Consider the following 14,616-nt stretch of genomic DNA (forward strand, 5'->3'; position numbering starts at 1 on the left):
TTGAATGGTACAATGTGTATTTACGTGGTACGTACCACATCATCAAAACCCGGGAGATCTCATGGCACGCGGCGGTGTAAATAAAGCGGTGGTTCAAGCCGCTCGGTTGGCGATCCTCGCCCGCGGCGAAAACCCCAGCATCGATGCCGTACGCATCGAGATGGGCAATACCGGCTCAAAAACCACGATCCATCGCTATCTCAAGGAGCTCGATGACAGGTTTGAACCTGTCGAAGCGCCGTCCGAACCGATCGACGACGAACTGATGGCGCTGGTGGCGCGACTCGCACAACGGCTCAAGGAGCAGGCGCAAGAACCTATCGATCAGGCGCGCACGCAGTACGAAGAACAACGCAAGACGCTGGAACACCAGCTCGGCCAAGCGCAAGAGGCCAACAGCGAACTGCACCAGCAATACGAATTTCAGAGCCTGGCGCTGACTCAGGAATCCGAGGCTCTGCATGAAACCCGCGCCATGCTGCAATCGGAGCAAACCCGCAACGCCGGGCTGAACCAGGCGCTGGCCGATTTCGAATTGCGCTTGAAGGACAAGGACGAGCAGATCCGCTCCCTTGAAGAAAAACACCTGCACACTCGCGACGCACTGGAGCACTACCGCAATGCGGTCAAGGAACAGCGCGAACAGGAAATGAGTCGCCACGAAGGCCAGGTGCAACAACTACAGATGGAACTGCGCCAGGCACAACAAAGCGCACTGGTACGCCAGGATGAAATCACCCAGTTGCACCGCGACAATGAACGCTTGCTGACTGAAAACCGCGGCACGCTGCGCGAGCTGAGCCTGCTGCAAGAACAGCTCAAGCAAAGCAATAGCCGTCAGGATCAGTTGCTGGAACAGGCCACTCGCGTCGACGCCGAACGCACCCTCCTCCAGGAACGCCTGCGTGTTGCCCTGCTGGAAAGCCAGGCACTCAAACAGAACTTCGATGAGCAGTCGCAGCTCAACAAGTCACTGGAAATGGATCTGGCCAAAACCCGGACGGATCTGGAAGAACGCGTACGTCTGGCCGCGACCCTTGCGGCAGCGGCAGACACAGCGAAGGACGATTAACCGGCGAGCGGCGTACGCATGGTGACGAACTCTTCGGCGGCCGTCGGGTGCACGCCGATGGTTTCGTCGAAGTGGCGCTTGGTGGCGCCGGCCTTCAAGGCAATCGCCAAGCCCTGGACGATTTCACCGGCGTCCGGGCCGACCATGTGGCAACCCAGGACCTTGTCGGTCCTGGTGTCCACCACCAGCTTCATCAGCGTGCGCTCCTGGCATTCGGTCAGGGTCAGCTTCATCGGCCGGAAGCGGCTTTCGAAGACCTCCACCTCATGGCCGGCTGCGCGGGCCTCTTCTTCGGTCAGACCGACAGTGCCGATGTTTGGCAGACTGAACACCGCCGTCGGGATCATCTTGTAATCCACCGGACGATACTGCTCGGGCTTGAACAGGCGTCGCGCCACCGCCATGCCTTCAGCCAGCGCCACCGGAGTCAGTTGAACACGGCCGATCACATCGCCCAGCGCCAGGATCGATGGTTCGGCTGTCTGGTAAAGCTCATCGACCTCGACGAAGCCTTTCCTGTCGAGTTTGACCCCCGTGTTTTCCAGCCCGAGATTGTCCAGCATCGGACGACGACCCGTGGCATAGAACACGCAATCGGCTTCCAGTTGGCGACCATCCTTGAGCGTGACTTTCAGGCTGCCGTCGACCTGCTTGTCGATGCGCTCGATGTCCGCGTTGAATTGCAGGTCCATGCCGCGCTTGGTCAACTCTTCCTGCAAATGCTTGCGCACGGAACCGTCGAAACCGCGCAGGAACAGTTCACCGCGATACAACAGCGTGGTCTGCGCACCCAAACCGTGGAAGATCCCGGCAAACTCGACCGCAATATAGCCGCCGCCCACCACCAGCACTCGCTTGGGCAGCTCTTTGAGGAAGAACGCCTGGTTGGAACTGATGGCATGCTCGTGCCCCGGGATCTCCGGAATCTGCGGCCAGCCGCCGGTAGCGATCAGGATATTTTTGGCGGTAAAGCGCTCGCCATTGATCTCGACCTGATGCGGATTGACGATCTTCGCGTGACCTTCATGCAAGGTCACGCCGCTATTGACCAGCAGGTTGCGATAAATGCCATTGAGGCGATTGATCTCGCGGTCCTTGTTGGCGATCAATGTCGGCCAGTCGAACTGCGCCTCATCCAGGCTCCAGCCAAAACCGGATGCCTGCTCGAAGTCTTCGGCAAAGTGCGCACCGTAGACCAGCAATTTTTTCGGCACGCAGCCGACGTTCACACAGGTCCCGCCCAGGTAGCGACTCTCGGCCACGGCGACTTTCGCGCCGAACCCGGCGGCAAAGCGTGCAGCCCGTACACCGCCGGAACCGGCACCAATCACATAAAGGTCAAAATCGTAGGCCATTTTCAATCTCCTCGGCAGGCCAACAGCATACCTGCGGACGGCCGCTGAGCAAGCATTGTGCTGAAATGCTCGAGCCGTGCGATGCGCGGCCCAATCTTCGTTTTCGATCAATGCCCCTCTGCAGATTGCGTTTTCGGTGTCCGCAGAGTGCGCCAAGCAATCAAAATCGCCATGAGGGCCAAGCCGAACGTCACCCACGAAACCAAACCGATTCCACCTTCGAATGCCCTTCCCGCCTGCGCCATCAATTCCCTTGCTTGATCACCCGACAAGCCTGCCGCCACATGATAGGCGCCTGACAGCGTCTCACTCGCCAGCTTCATCTGCACTTCGCTCAGGAATCCCGGAAGCTGCAATGCACCGCGATAGTAGGCGGTGACGACTCCGCCGAGCACTGTCGTCCCCAAAACTACGCCCACTTCATAGGCCGTTTCGCTAATGGCCGACGCGGCGCCCGCCTTTGCCGGTGGTGCGGCTGATAAAATCACATCATTGGACACCGTCGCGATCGCGCCCACGCCAATGTTCAGCAAGGCAAAAGCCACCACTAGAACGGTCAGGCTACCGCCCATGCTGGCGACCAGCAAAAACGCCGCTCCAGCAAACGCCATCAAAATCGGTATCAGCACATGCACCTGTAATCGCCGTGCGACAGGCATGACCGCCATCCCCACTACAATCGCCATGACCTGACCAGGAATCAACGCGAGGCTAGCACTCAAGGGCGACATCTGAAGAACGATCTGCAGGAACTGAGTGGTAAAGAATACGAAGCCGACGAGAAACGCGAGACTCATCAAATTGATCGCGACAGAGCCGCTAAAGGTGCCACTGCGGAACAGACTCAGGTCCATCAGCGGCACTGGCAGACGTAACTGTCGACGCACAAACATCCCGCCCGCAACTGCGCCTACTGCAAACGCTGACAGCGTCATCCAGTCGATACCATTACTGGCGCTGTGTTTAATGCCATAAACGATGGCACCAAGGGCAAGCATCGATTGCAAGATGCTAATCGGATCCAGCGGTCCTGAAGCATCTCGCTCGGATTCGGGCAACAACAGAGGCCCCAACACCAGCAGTGGCACCAACACGGGCACCGCCAACAGAAAAATCGACCCCCAACTGAAGAATTCCAGTAATACACCGCCCACCAATGGACCGAGTGCCGAACCTACCGTCAATGTCGTTGCCCAGATCGCGACTGCCAACCTGCGCTCCTCTCGATCTTCGAACACCGAACGTATCAACGCCAATGTCGAAGGCATCAGCATTGCACCGAAAATACCCATACAGGCTCGCCCGGCAATCAGTTGCGCGGCGGTATCGGAGTACGCGGTTAGCACCGACACAATCGCAAAACCCAAGGACCCGGCCAACAACAACTTACGATGACCGACTCGATCTCCCAGACTACCCATCGACACCAGCAACCCCGCCAATACCAGCGAATAAGCATCGATCATCCACAACTGCTGGCTAGCGCTTGGACGCAGGGCCTCGGCAATTTTTGGTAATGCGAATCCAAGCACCGTGTTGTCAATTGTTACCAGAAGTACAGGTAGCATCAGGACGCTTAGAGCCAACCACCGTTTTAGAGTCACGCTTCCTGTTATCGCCATTCACGAAACTCCATTTCCTCATAAAACCCCAGCGACTTTAAGCGCGTCCTTGACGTGACATTAGTCACGCCAAGCAACACGGCTCTGGTATATCCCATTTAATACAGAGGTTTTTAGCCGCAACAATCATCGTTTGCGCCGGCAATCAACAAATCAGAATTTTCTTTCGCAACGCCTACCGATGGATGTCAGGCGATACCCACATTCTCGCTCCCCTGCGTACCTGAGCCCGCACAAAAGCAAACGCCCCGAACAAGTCGGGGCGTTTGCCTGGGCCTTCATCTGTTTGTTGTTACACAACCTGAGAAGGTGAATTCAATACAAGCAGCTCAAGCGCTATCAGTACGCCTTGCCCGTCTTGTAGAAGTTCTCGAAGCAGAAGTTGGTTGCGTCGATGTAGCCTTCGGCGCCACCGCAGTCGAAACGCTTGCCCTTGAACTTGTAGGCAATCACGCAACCATCCTGCGCCTGTTTCATCAGGGCGTCAGTGATCTGGATCTCGCCACCTTTGCCTGGGTCGGTTTGTTCGATCAGACTGAAGATGTCCGGCGTCATGATGTAACGACCGATGATCGCCAGGTTCGACGGGGCATCTTCCGGCTTTGGCTTCTCGACCATGTTGCGTACGCGGTACAGGTCGTCACCAATCAGGTCGCCGGCAATCACACCGTACTTGCTGGTTTCTTGCGGGTCGACTTCCATGATCGCGACGATGGTGCAGCGATACTGCTTGTACAGCTTGACCATCTGCTTCAGTACGCCGTCACCTTCCAGGTTAACGCACAGGTCGTCCGCCAGTACCACGGCGAACGGCTCGTCACCGATCAGCGGCCGACCGGTCAGGATCGCATGGCCCAAACCTTTCATTTCAGTCTGGCGAGTGTAGGAGAACGAGCACTCATCCAACAGGCGGCGGATGCCGACCAGGTATTTTTCCTTGTCGGTGCCTTTGATCTGGTTTTCCAGCTCGTAGCTGATGTCGAAGTGGTCTTCCAGGGCGCGTTTGCCGCGACCGGTGACGATGGAGATTTCGTTCAAGCCAGCGTCCAGTGCTTCTTCAACGCCGTACTGGATCAGTGGCTTGTTCACCACCGGCAGCATTTCTTTGGGCATGGCTTTAGTCGCTGGCAGGAAGCGAGTGCCGTAGCCGGCTGCTGGGAACAAGCATTTCTTGATCATATAAGTCCTTGTAAGGGCTGTGCGTGTACGAGTTTCGGCGCAGTCTAATCAGGCGGCGTGCACCTTACAATGCCCCCGCGCTGGCCAACCGATGCCAACATAGAGAAATAATCTTGCCGATAGTTCCCTGCGCAAGCCCTTATGCATAGCACAGACTTGCGCAATTGCACGGCATTCAACCGCCCGGAACGAACCACCATACGCCCATCGACACCCGTTGAGTGCGTTTGGCGGTATCATGGCGCGATTGAACCAGACAACGAGGCAAATAGATGTCGGAAGCAAAAAGCGTCAACGGGTTCCTGATCAATCAGGTGAAAGACGGTCAATGGTGGGTTGCCAGTGTCACCGGTGAAAATATCGCCGGACCTTTCCCTTCCGAAGCCCTGGCAATCGAAGTGGCCTCGGTACTGGAGCTTGAGCACCCGGAGCCCAAGCGACGCGGCAAGGACAAGAACTGATCGACGTCCAAGGTGAAAAGCCCTGCCATTGCGCAGGGCTTTTTTGTGGGCGCATGCGAAAGTCGTGGCCCTTGGCTATAACCTTTTGCGTATGACGCTGTCTCAGCGTTAGCCCCCCCCTGACGACGACCACTCCATGAAGAAATTTTTGCCCCTGATTGCAATACTGGCCCTGAGCGGCTGCGCAACGTCGAAAGAAACCTACCTGGGCAACGGAGAAAAAGGCCTGTCGATTGATTGCTCAGGGGAAATCAATTCCTGGGCTGCGTGCTACGAAAAGGCCGATGCGTCCTGTGCCGGCACCGGCTACAAGATTGTCGGAACCGATGGCACGCCCTCGCTCGAGGAGAGCGACAAGACCCTCGGCGCCGATATCGGCAACTACAAGAGCCGCAATGTCGTAGTGATCTGCAGGTAAGGCGCCGCGCCCTACAGATGAATTTCAGCGAATTTGATGCCAAGCCCGCGCAGGGTATCGATCAGATCATCAAGGCGACTGAAAGACTCGACTTCATCATTGTCATCCACCAGGAAATAGCTGCGCCCGGCGCTTTTCTTGAAAAACACGATCCATTCCCCCAGCTCCGCCGGATTCTGAATCACATGGGTGGCAGAGATTAAACCCTCTGCATGGCGCTCCCGGACCTGCTCTCGCTTCATGTTCGACTCCAGAAATGGCGATGCCGCCAAAGCATGGCTTTGGCGGCATCGGTGCTGATGGTCGACAGTCTATCAGCCGGAAATGCACGCGTTGGCAGCATTCTGTACGTCCATTGGACGCACCGGGACATTGGACATGCTCTCGTGCAGCTTGATGCTGCTGCCACCCGAGCGCTCTTCAATGTCGAATACGGCAGACGGGCCCGAGGAATACTTGAGTGGCACGATGACACGCAACCCATCCTTGTGCGGCTCGATTTGCAAGGCGCCACGACTGTCGGCCAGTTTTTCGCTCAGGCATTGCGCATATTCATGGGGCTTCTTGCCAGAAATCACGTTCATGGTCGGCAGCGACTCGTTGATTTCCGAGACATTCGCACAACCACTCACCAATACCGCCAGCGTAAGAACCAAAAAACCCCACTTCATACAAAACCTCCGATAAAGAGGGTCGGACAGCGCAGATGCGTTTTTTCTCCGAGACAAACTGCTTTATCGCTCATCAAACGTGAAATTAGCGTTTTTAATTGTCAAAGTGGCCGGATAATAAGGCCTTCTGGCTGATAAACTGCGCCAATCGCCCATGCTATCGTTTTGATTTTGTAGAAAAAGCCCTTCTGGAGGCGCCTCATGAAATATATCCATCAGCGCGAGCACCTCAACGAAGACGACATCGTCGTCATTCAATGCTCCCAAATGTGCAACATCCGCTTGATGAACGACGCCAACTTCCGCAGCTTCAAGAATGGCGGCCGTCACACCTATCACGGCGGCGCATTCGACACGTTCCCGGCCCGCATCACGGCCCCGAGCACCGGCTTCTGGAACATCACGATCGACACCGTCAACCGCCGCGCTATCAGCGTGACGCGCAAACCCACCCTGACCCACTCGATCAAAATCATTCGCCGTTCCAGCACGAAACTGAGCTGATCAGCGAACCCGAAACACAAGACAGGCAGAGACAACCGTGGCCCAAACGACCAAGTACGTCATCAAATACAAACTCAACGGTGAGCGCCGCTTCGAGTTTGCCCAGCTTGAAAACGGCACCCCGGAAGAAGCCAAAGCGGCGCTGGATGCCATGCATGGACAAGACGACGTCATCAGCGAAATCAGCGTCAGCAAAGCGCTGTAACGCGATCCGGAGCGACAATGGACGTCAGCTCCCACTCGCAATTCGACCGCAAGCAGCGGAGTGCCTGCTTCATCCTTGCCTTGCAGACTGGCGACCTCAACAACAAGAGGCCCGGCAATGAGCGAGCAATATCTGGACAGGCTGGACTGGCCCCGGCTGGAACAGCAACTTGATCAGGACGGTTGCGCCGTCATCCCTTCACTGTTGAGCCACAAGGCTTGTGATCAGGTCAGCGCCTTGTACCCTCGAACCGAGCCCTTTCGCTCGCACGTGGTGATGGCTCGCCACGGTTTCGGCCGAGGCGAATACAAGTATTTCAGCTACCCGTTACCGGAACTTGTGGCCCGCTTGCGCAGCGCGCTCTACTCGCGCCTGGTGCTCATCGCCAATCGCTGGCAGGAACAAATGGGTTTGCCCGACCGTTTTCCCCAAACCCATCAAGCCTTCCTCGAACGTTGTCATGCCGCTGGTCAGAACCGTCCGACACCTTTATTGCTGCAATATGGTCCGCAGGACTACAACTGTTTGCATCAGGATTTATACGGTGAGCATGTTTTCCCACTACAAGTAGCGATTCTGCTGTCGGAACCCGATGAAGACTTCACCGGTGGCGAGTTTGTCCTGACCGAACAGCGCCCGCGAATGCAGTCACGCCCGATGGTCATCAGCCTGAAGAAAGGCGACGGCTTGATCTTTGCCGTCAACCAGAGGCCAGTCAAAGGCGTTCGCGGTTACTATCGCGTGACACTGCGCCACGGCGTGAGCCGCCTGCACAGCGGCAAACGGCATACCCTTGGAATCATCTTTCACGATGCGTCATGAGCCCATGAACCCGCTGACTTTCGATCTGTTTGCCGATGCAGAACCCGAGCAACAAACCAGGCGCGAGCAGATCGGTGAACAGTCCTACGTACTGAGAGGTTTCGCCCTGCCCTGGCTGGAACGCTTGCTGCCCGCCCTGGAGGCGGTGCTGGTGGCCGCGCCGTTTCGGCAGATGGTCACGCCCGGCGGCTTTACCATGTCGGTCGCCCTGAGCAGCTGCGGCCAATTAGGCTGGACCACTGACCGCAATGGTTATCGGTACACCCGCGATGATCCACAGACCGGCCGGCCCTGGCCAATGATGCCCGAGGTGTTTCTGCAACTGGCGCAAGCGGCGGCACTGGCAGCGGGTTTCACCGATTTTGCGCCGGATTCCTGCCTGATCAACCGCTACGTCCCCGGAGCAAAAATGTCATTGCATCAGGATAAAGACGTACACTGCTACACCGCCCCCATCGTTTCGGTATCCCTGGGCTTACCGGCGATGTTCCTGTTCGGTGGTTTTGCACGCGGCGACAAAAGCCAGCGCATCCCCCTGCTGCATGGCGACATCGTGGTCTGGGGTGGCGTGGATCGCCTGCGTTATCACGGTGTGTTGCCGATCAAGGATGGTCATCATCCGAAACTGGGCGAGCAACGCATCAACTTCACCTTCCGTACCGCCGGATAAAGACTTCGAATTTGACCGCAAGCGTCGGAGTGTGTGGGAATTGCCCCATGGTTAATGTGCAGGCAACCTCTCAATGGACGTGACGCCATGACTATCCAATCGACCAAGATCTCCATCGAAAACGATCCGCGCTGGGCCGCCGTGGTCGCGCGCGATCCCAAGGCTGACGGTCAGTTTGTCTATGCCGTGAAGACCACAGGCATCTATTGCAACCCCAGCAGCCTTGCGCGCTTGCCCAAGCCGCAGAACGTCGAATTCTTCGATAGCGCCGAACAGGCCCGGGCCGCGGGTTATCGTCCGAGCAAACGCGCGACAAAGGATCAGAGCGAACTCGCCGCGCAACATGCCGCCACCGCGGCCGCCGCCTGCCGCCAGATCGAGGCCGCCGAAACGCTGCCTGCCCTGGGCGAATTGGCCGAGGCGGCGGGCCTGAGCAGCTTTCACTTCCATCGCGTGTTCAAAGCCGTCACCGGCCTGACGCCCAAGGGTTACGCCGATGCCCATCGTTCACGCAAGGTTCGCGAGCGACTGGCAGACGGCGGCTCGGTGACCGATGCCCTGTATGACGCTGGCTTCAACTCCAACAGCCGTTTCTATGAAGCGGCAGACCAACTGCTCGGGATGAAACCCGGGGACTACCGCGCGGCCGGTCAAAACAACGACATTCGTTTTGCCGTTGGCCAGTGTTCGTTGGGCGCGATTCTGGTGGCGCAGAGTGAGCGCGGGGTCTGCGCAATCCTGCTCGGCGATGATCCGCACCAACTGGTCTGTGATCTGCAAGACAAGTTCCGGCGCGCCAACCTGATTGGCGCCGATCATGAATTCGAGCAATTGATTGCCAGGGTCGTCGGCTTTATCGAGGCGCCGGCCATTGGCCTTGATTTGCCGCTGGACGTACGCGGCACGGCGTTTCAGGAGCGTGTCTGGCAAGCGCTGCGAGAGATTCCCGTTGGCAGCACTGCCAGCTACGCCGATGTCGCTCAACGCATCGGCTCGCCGAAAGCCGTTCGCGCCGTGGCCCAGGCCTGCGGCGCGAACAGCCTGGCCGTGGCGATCCCGTGCCATCGCGTGGTGCGCAGCGACGGCAATCTGTCGGGCTATCGCTGGGGTGTCGAGCGCAAACGGCAGTTGCTGGAGCGCGAGTCGCCGTGATCAGCGATTCACATCCACCACCACGCGCCCGCGAAACTGCCCGGCCAGCAAGCGCGGCGCGGCGTCGATGGCTTCGCTCAAGCCGATTTCGTGACTGATCAGCGGCAACAGGTTGAAATCCAGATCCCTGGCCAGGCGACTCCAGGCTTCCACCCGTTTGGCTTTGGGCCGGGTCACGCTGTTGATACCGGCCAGGGTCACACCGCGCAAAATGAACGGTGCAACGGATGCCGGAAAGTCCATGCCTTGCGCCAGACCGCAGGCCGCGACCGTGCCATTGGCCTTGGTGCTGGCGCAAGCGTTGGCCAGAGTGTGGCTGCCGACCGAGTCGATGACGGCCGCCCAACGCTCCTTGGCCAACGGCTTGCCTGGCTCGGACAGCGTGGCCCGGTCGATGATTTCGCCAGCGCCCAGTTGCTTCAGGTAGTCGTGCTCCGAGGTCCGTCCGGTGGACGCGACCACCCGGTAGCCGAGCTTGCTCAGTAACGCGATGGCGAAACTGCCGACGCCACCGTTGGCACCAGTGACCAGGACTTCACCCTGTTCAGGCGTCACGCCATTGTGCTCAAGGGCCAGGATGCACAGCATGGCCGTGTAGCCCGCCGTACCGATGGCCATCGCCTGGGCGGCGGTGAAAGCCTTGGGCAACGGAATCAGCCAATCACCATTAAGGCGAGCCTTCTGCGCCAGTCCACCCCAATGCCCTTCGCCCACGCCCCAGCCATTGAGCAGGACCTGGTCACCGACCTTGTAGTCCGGATGCCCGCTGACTTCGACGACACCGGCCAGGTCGATGCCCGGCACCATCGGGAATTTACGCACCACCGGACTGCTGCCGGTGATCGCCAGGCCATCCTTGAAGTTCAGCGTGCTGTAGGCAACACGCACCGTGACATCGCCTTCGGGTAACTGATCGTCCTGGATGTCTTGCAGCGTGGCCCGGTAACCGCTGTCGTCTTTGTCGATCAAAATACCTTTGAACATTACGGCCTCTCAATGGAATCAGTCTGGTGGTGGTGCAATTGAAATAACACATGACAGCAGATTGGCGTACTCGACTTTAAGCCAATCTGCCAATTCCATAACGCTTCCCAAGCGATGAATCACTCCTTCGGTGGTGGGGGCTGGAGGCTTGCACCGACGCTGAAAAAAGGTTCTTCACGGAATTCCGGGGAACACCGATACCTGTAGAAGCTACGGTGCGGCGATCCGACTTGCCATCGATGGTGACCTTTCGGCCGAGCATTTTCTTCCTGGTGTACATATCCATTGCTGCGGTAACGGCCACTTAGGGTTCCGCCCTGACGGCGGGTCACTTGGAAGAGCGGAACGCCGCCCGGCCTGTAGGAGCAGCCGGTCGACGCTCGATTGCTCGCGATGGAGGTCAACGATGAAGCGGGGAGCCTGACACCCCGCGGTGCTCTCAGGTTTTTCGCGAGCAAGCTCGCTCCTACAGGGCCCGCCGCGATCGGCCATCCATGGCCGTGCGCGGCCTCACGAGGGGGCGTGCACCGCAACAGCACCGCGAGGCGAGCTAACGCTCGACCTCGTTGTTTGGTGGTGCACGCGTTCCCCTGCAGGAGCTGCCGAAGGCTGCGATCTTTTGATCTTGCTTTTGCGATCTGGAGATTGCTGAAGATCAAGATCAAAAAGATCGTCCGAACGCGGCCCGAACCTTCGGCAGCCCCTACAGATATTTCGTTATAGGTGTTCCCCCGGAATTCCGTGAAGAACCTGAAAAAAGCCTCACCCGCAGAAATGACGACTGGCCTTGCGCCAGTCGTTGCGTTAAAAATCCTGTTCTACCGTCCCTGCCCTGCTTCTACGTCGGAGAACACAGCACATGAACCAATGGCCAGATACCCGCATTCTTGACCTGCTCGGGATCGAGCTGCCGATCATTCAGGGGCCGATGGCCGGTGCCACAAACTCGTCCATGGTGATTGCAGCCTGCAACGCCGGCGGCCTGGGTTCGATGCCGGCGGCGATGCTCAGCACCGATCAACTGCGCGAAGAGCTGAAAACCATCCGCCAACACACCCAGCGCCCGATCAACGTCAACTTCTTCTGTCATCAGCCTCCAGCCCCTGATGAACAACGCGCGCAGGACTGGAAAAACCTGCTGCAACCCTACTACCAGGAACTCGGCGCCGATTTCGATGCGCCAACCCCGGTGTCGAACCGGGCACCGTTCGATAACGCGGCCTGCGAAGTGGTTGAAGCGTTTCGCCCTGAAGTGGTGAGCTTTCACTTTGGCCTGCCGGAAAAATCCCTGCTCGACCGGGTGAAAGCGACCGGTGCGAAAGTGCTGTCCTCGGCCACCACCGTCGCAGAAGCCGTGTGGCTGGAGCAGCATGGTTGCGATGCAATCATTGCCATGGGCTACGAGGCCGGAGGCCATCGCGGGATGTTTCTCAGCGATGACCTGAGCAGTCAGGTGGGGACTTTCGCTCTGGTGCCACAAGTCGTCGATGCGGTGAAAGTGCCGGTGATTGCCGCCGGCGGCATCGCTGACGCACGAGGCGTCGCCGCCGCCTTCATGCTGGGCGCATCGGCGGTGCAGGTGGGGACGGCATACCTGTTCACGCCAGAGGCCAAGGTCAGCCCGTCCCATCACAAAGCGTTGCGCACCGCCAAAGAAAGCGAGACGGCCGTCACCAACGTGTTCACCGGTCGCCCGGCCCGGGGCATCCTCAATCGGGTGATGCGTGAACTGGGGCCCATGAGCGCCAAGGCCCCGGCCTTCCCTCTTGCCGGTGGCGCGCTGATGCCATTGCGGGCCAAAGGTGAGGCGGACTTCAGCAACCTCTGGGCCGGCCAGGCCTTTACCCTCGGGGTCGAACTGACCAGCGAGGCACTGACTCGACAACTGGCTGAAGAAGGATTAGCGAGACTGCTAGGTCACGCCTGAGTAGCACTTGCGTTAAAATTGTATACAATTTTTTGACAGCACATTCCGTTTAAAGGTAATTCGCTATATATTTTTGTACATAACGACTAACCTTCTGCAATTGCCTTTAACGGAGCTGTTTCATGGCCATTTGCGTCTCACGCGCTACCCCTGTCTGCCTCGCGAGCTTTCTCGCCATCTTCGCCTTCGGCTCAGCCCAGGCGGACGAAGTCCAGGTGGCTGTCGCCGCCAACTTCACCGCGCCCATCCAGGCCATCGCCGCTGACTTCGAAAAAGACACCGGGCATAAACTGGTCGCATCCTTTGGCGCCACCGGCCAGTTCTACACCCAGATCAAAAACGGCGCGCCGTTCGAAGTGTTCCTCTCGGCAGACGACAGCACCCCGAAAAAACTTGAAACCGAAGGTGACACCGTCAAGGGGTCGCGCTTCACTTACGCGGTCGGCACGCTGGCACTGTGGTCGGCCAAAGAAGGCTACGTCGATGCCAAGGGCGATGTGCTGAAAAAGAACGAATACCAGCACCTGTCCATCGCCAACCCGAAAGCTGCACCGTATGGCCTGGCGGCGACCCAGGTACTGGCCAAGGAGGAGCTGACCGACAAGGTCAAAGACAAGGTCGTTGAAGGCCAGAACATCACCCAGGCCTATCAGTTCGTCTCCACCGGCAACGCCGAGTTGGGTTTTGTCGCCCTGTCGCAGATCTACAAGGACGGCAAGATCACCAGCGGTTCGGCCTGGATCGTTCCGGCCAGCCTTCACGACCCGATCAAACAGGACGCGGTGATTCTCAACAAGGGCAAGGACAACCCGGCCGCCAAGGCATTGGTTGACTACCTCAAGGGGCCGAAAGCGGCAGCTGTCATCAAGTCCTACGGTTACGAAATCTAAATGTCGCTATCGAGTGCCGATTATTCCGCCATTTGGCTGACCCTGAAACTCGCGTCCCTGACGACGGTCATCTTGCTGATTGTCGGCACTCCGATTGCGTTATGGCTCTCGCGTACTCGCTCCTGGTTGCGCGGCCCGGTCGGGGCGATTGTCGCCCTGCCCCTGGTGCTGCCGCCGACAGTGATTGGTTTTTATCTGTTGTTGGCGCTCGGCCCTCACGGGTACATCGGCCAGCTCAGCCAATCACTCGGCCTTGGCACCCTCACCTTCAGTTTTGCGGGGTTGGTCATCGGTTCTGTCCTGTATTCGATGCCGTTCGTGGTTCAGCCGCTGCAAAACGCATTTTCCGCAATCGGCACGCGCCCGCTCGAAGTGGCCGCGACGCTGCGGGCCAATCCCTGGGACACCTTTTTCAGTGTGACGCTGCCCCTGGCCCGCCCCGGCTTCATTACCGCAGCCATTCTCGGCTTCGCCCACACCGTCGGCGAGTTCGGCGTAGTGCTGATGATCGGCGGCAACATTCCCGAGAAGACCCGCGTGGTCTCGGTGCAGATCTACGATCACGTCGAAGCCATGGAATATGCCCAGGCCCATTGGCTGGCCGGGGCGATGCTGGTGTTCTCGTTTGTCGTCTTGCTGGCGCTGTATTCCAGCCGAAAAACCAAAGCGGGCTGGAGCTGATCG

17 protein-coding genes are annotated in these 14,616 nt (G+C 58.4%); 11 read left to right on the forward strand and 6 right to left on the reverse strand.

Annotated elements, in window-relative coordinates; all coding sequences use genetic code 11:
• Positions 1–61: 61 nt before the first annotated feature.
• On the forward strand, positions 62–1,072 hold the full coding sequence (locus ACM6IK_RS01540; RefSeq protein WP_414872848.1) for a DNA-binding protein: 1,011 nt from the start codon (positions 62–64) through the stop codon (positions 1,070–1,072).
• Here ACM6IK_RS01540 and gorA read toward each other — a convergent pair.
• The 3 genes from gorA to galU all read right to left on the reverse strand — a co-directional run bounded on the left by gorA (position 1,069) and on the right by galU (position 5,228).
• Positions 1,069–2,427 (reverse strand): glutathione-disulfide reductase, encoded by a 1,359-nt coding sequence (gene gorA, locus ACM6IK_RS01545; protein ID WP_414872849.1) that lies wholly within the window; start codon positions 2,425–2,427, stop codon positions 1,069–1,071. The two genes, ACM6IK_RS01540 and gorA, sit on opposite strands and share 4 nt — an antisense overlap.
• Positions 2,428–2,534: 107 nt before the next feature.
• Positions 2,535–4,049, reverse strand: coding sequence for an MFS transporter (locus ACM6IK_RS01550; RefSeq protein WP_414872850.1), 1,515 nt, complete (start codon positions 4,047–4,049; stop codon positions 2,535–2,537).
• 339 nt (positions 4,050–4,388) lie between these two features.
• Positions 4,389–5,228: a UTP--glucose-1-phosphate uridylyltransferase GalU gene (gene galU, locus ACM6IK_RS01555; RefSeq protein ID WP_093220174.1), complete on the reverse strand. Its 840-nt coding sequence runs from the start codon at positions 5,226–5,228 to the stop codon at positions 4,389–4,391.
• A gap of 272 nt (positions 5,229–5,500) precedes the next feature.
• Between galU and ACM6IK_RS01560 the strand changes: the two genes are divergently transcribed.
• Complete coding sequence (locus tag ACM6IK_RS01560) at positions 5,501–5,689, forward strand: hypothetical protein (RefSeq protein ID WP_414872851.1); 189 nt, start codon at positions 5,501–5,503, stop codon at positions 5,687–5,689.
• 136 nt (positions 5,690–5,825) lie between these two features.
• The gene (locus tag ACM6IK_RS01565; protein WP_414872852.1) at positions 5,826–6,107 is read left to right on the forward strand and encodes a hypothetical protein; all 282 of its coding nucleotides are present in this window, start codon (positions 5,826–5,828) and stop codon (positions 6,105–6,107) included.
• 11 nt (positions 6,108–6,118) lie between these two features.
• Here ACM6IK_RS01565 and ACM6IK_RS01570 read toward each other — a convergent pair whose 3' ends face one another.
• Together ACM6IK_RS01570 and ACM6IK_RS01575 are read right to left on the reverse strand one after the other, a co-directional pair.
• The gene (locus ACM6IK_RS01570; protein ID WP_108217429.1) at positions 6,119–6,349 is read right to left on the reverse strand and encodes a hypothetical protein; all 231 of its coding nucleotides are present in this window, start codon (positions 6,347–6,349) and stop codon (positions 6,119–6,121) included.
• Between the two features lie 72 nt (positions 6,350–6,421).
• Entirely contained in the window at positions 6,422–6,778 is a 357-nt protein-coding gene (locus ACM6IK_RS01575) for a hypothetical protein (protein ID WP_414872853.1), read from the reverse strand.
• Between the two features lie 201 nt (positions 6,779–6,979).
• Here ACM6IK_RS01575 and ACM6IK_RS01580 point away from each other — a divergent pair, with 201 nt between their 5' ends.
• From ACM6IK_RS01580 to ada, 5 genes are all read left to right on the forward strand, one after another.
• Positions 6,980–7,282: a DUF1883 domain-containing protein gene (locus ACM6IK_RS01580; RefSeq protein ID WP_108217427.1), complete on the forward strand. Its 303-nt coding sequence runs from the start codon at positions 6,980–6,982 to the stop codon at positions 7,280–7,282.
• Positions 7,283–7,319: 37 nt separating this feature from the next.
• Positions 7,320–7,487 carry a hypothetical protein gene (locus ACM6IK_RS01585; RefSeq protein ID WP_414872854.1) on the forward strand — a complete coding sequence of 56 codons (168 nt, stop codon included), beginning with the start codon at positions 7,320–7,322 and terminating at the stop codon, positions 7,485–7,487.
• Positions 7,488–7,604: 117 nt separating this feature from the next.
• On the forward strand, positions 7,605–8,309 hold the full coding sequence (locus ACM6IK_RS01590; RefSeq protein ID WP_414872855.1) for a 2OG-Fe(II) oxygenase: 705 nt from the start codon (positions 7,605–7,607) through the stop codon (positions 8,307–8,309).
• A complete protein-coding gene (alkB, locus tag ACM6IK_RS01595) occupies positions 8,299–8,979 on the forward strand; it encodes a DNA oxidative demethylase AlkB (RefSeq protein ID WP_414872856.1) in 681 nt (226 codons plus the stop codon). The genes ACM6IK_RS01590 and alkB overlap by 11 nt, the downstream gene beginning before the upstream one ends.
• A gap of 87 nt (positions 8,980–9,066) precedes the next feature.
• Positions 9,067–10,131 (forward strand): bifunctional DNA-binding transcriptional regulator/O6-methylguanine-DNA methyltransferase Ada, encoded by a 1,065-nt coding sequence (gene ada / locus ACM6IK_RS01600; RefSeq protein WP_414872857.1) that lies wholly within the window; start codon positions 9,067–9,069, stop codon positions 10,129–10,131.
• Here the strand turns inward: ada and ACM6IK_RS01605 are convergent, their stop codons facing one another.
• On the reverse strand, positions 10,132–11,115 hold the full coding sequence (locus tag ACM6IK_RS01605; RefSeq protein WP_414872858.1) for an MDR family oxidoreductase: 984 nt from the start codon (positions 11,113–11,115) through the stop codon (positions 10,132–10,134). It lies immediately after the preceding gene.
• An 859-nt stretch (positions 11,116–11,974) separates the two neighbouring features.
• Between ACM6IK_RS01605 and ACM6IK_RS01610 the strand changes: the two genes are divergently transcribed.
• The 3 genes from ACM6IK_RS01610 (at position 11,975) to modB (ending at position 14,613) form a co-directional block, all read left to right on the forward strand.
• Positions 11,975–13,042 (forward strand): NAD(P)H-dependent flavin oxidoreductase, encoded by a 1,068-nt coding sequence (locus tag ACM6IK_RS01610; protein ID WP_414872859.1) that lies wholly within the window; start codon positions 11,975–11,977, stop codon positions 13,040–13,042.
• Positions 13,043–13,164: 122 nt separating this feature from the next.
• On the forward strand, positions 13,165–13,932 hold the full coding sequence (modA, locus tag ACM6IK_RS01615; RefSeq protein ID WP_414872860.1) for a molybdate ABC transporter substrate-binding protein: 768 nt from the start codon (positions 13,165–13,167) through the stop codon (positions 13,930–13,932).
• Positions 13,933–14,613: a molybdate ABC transporter permease subunit gene (modB, locus tag ACM6IK_RS01620; RefSeq protein WP_414872861.1), complete on the forward strand. Its 681-nt coding sequence runs from the start codon at positions 13,933–13,935 to the stop codon at positions 14,611–14,613.
• Positions 14,614–14,616: the final 3 nt, after the last annotated feature.

The sequence above is a fragment of the Pseudomonas sp. IT-196MI5 genome (genome assembly GCF_949767415.1).
Taxonomy (GTDB): domain Bacteria; phylum Pseudomonadota; class Gammaproteobacteria; order Pseudomonadales; family Pseudomonadaceae; genus Aquipseudomonas.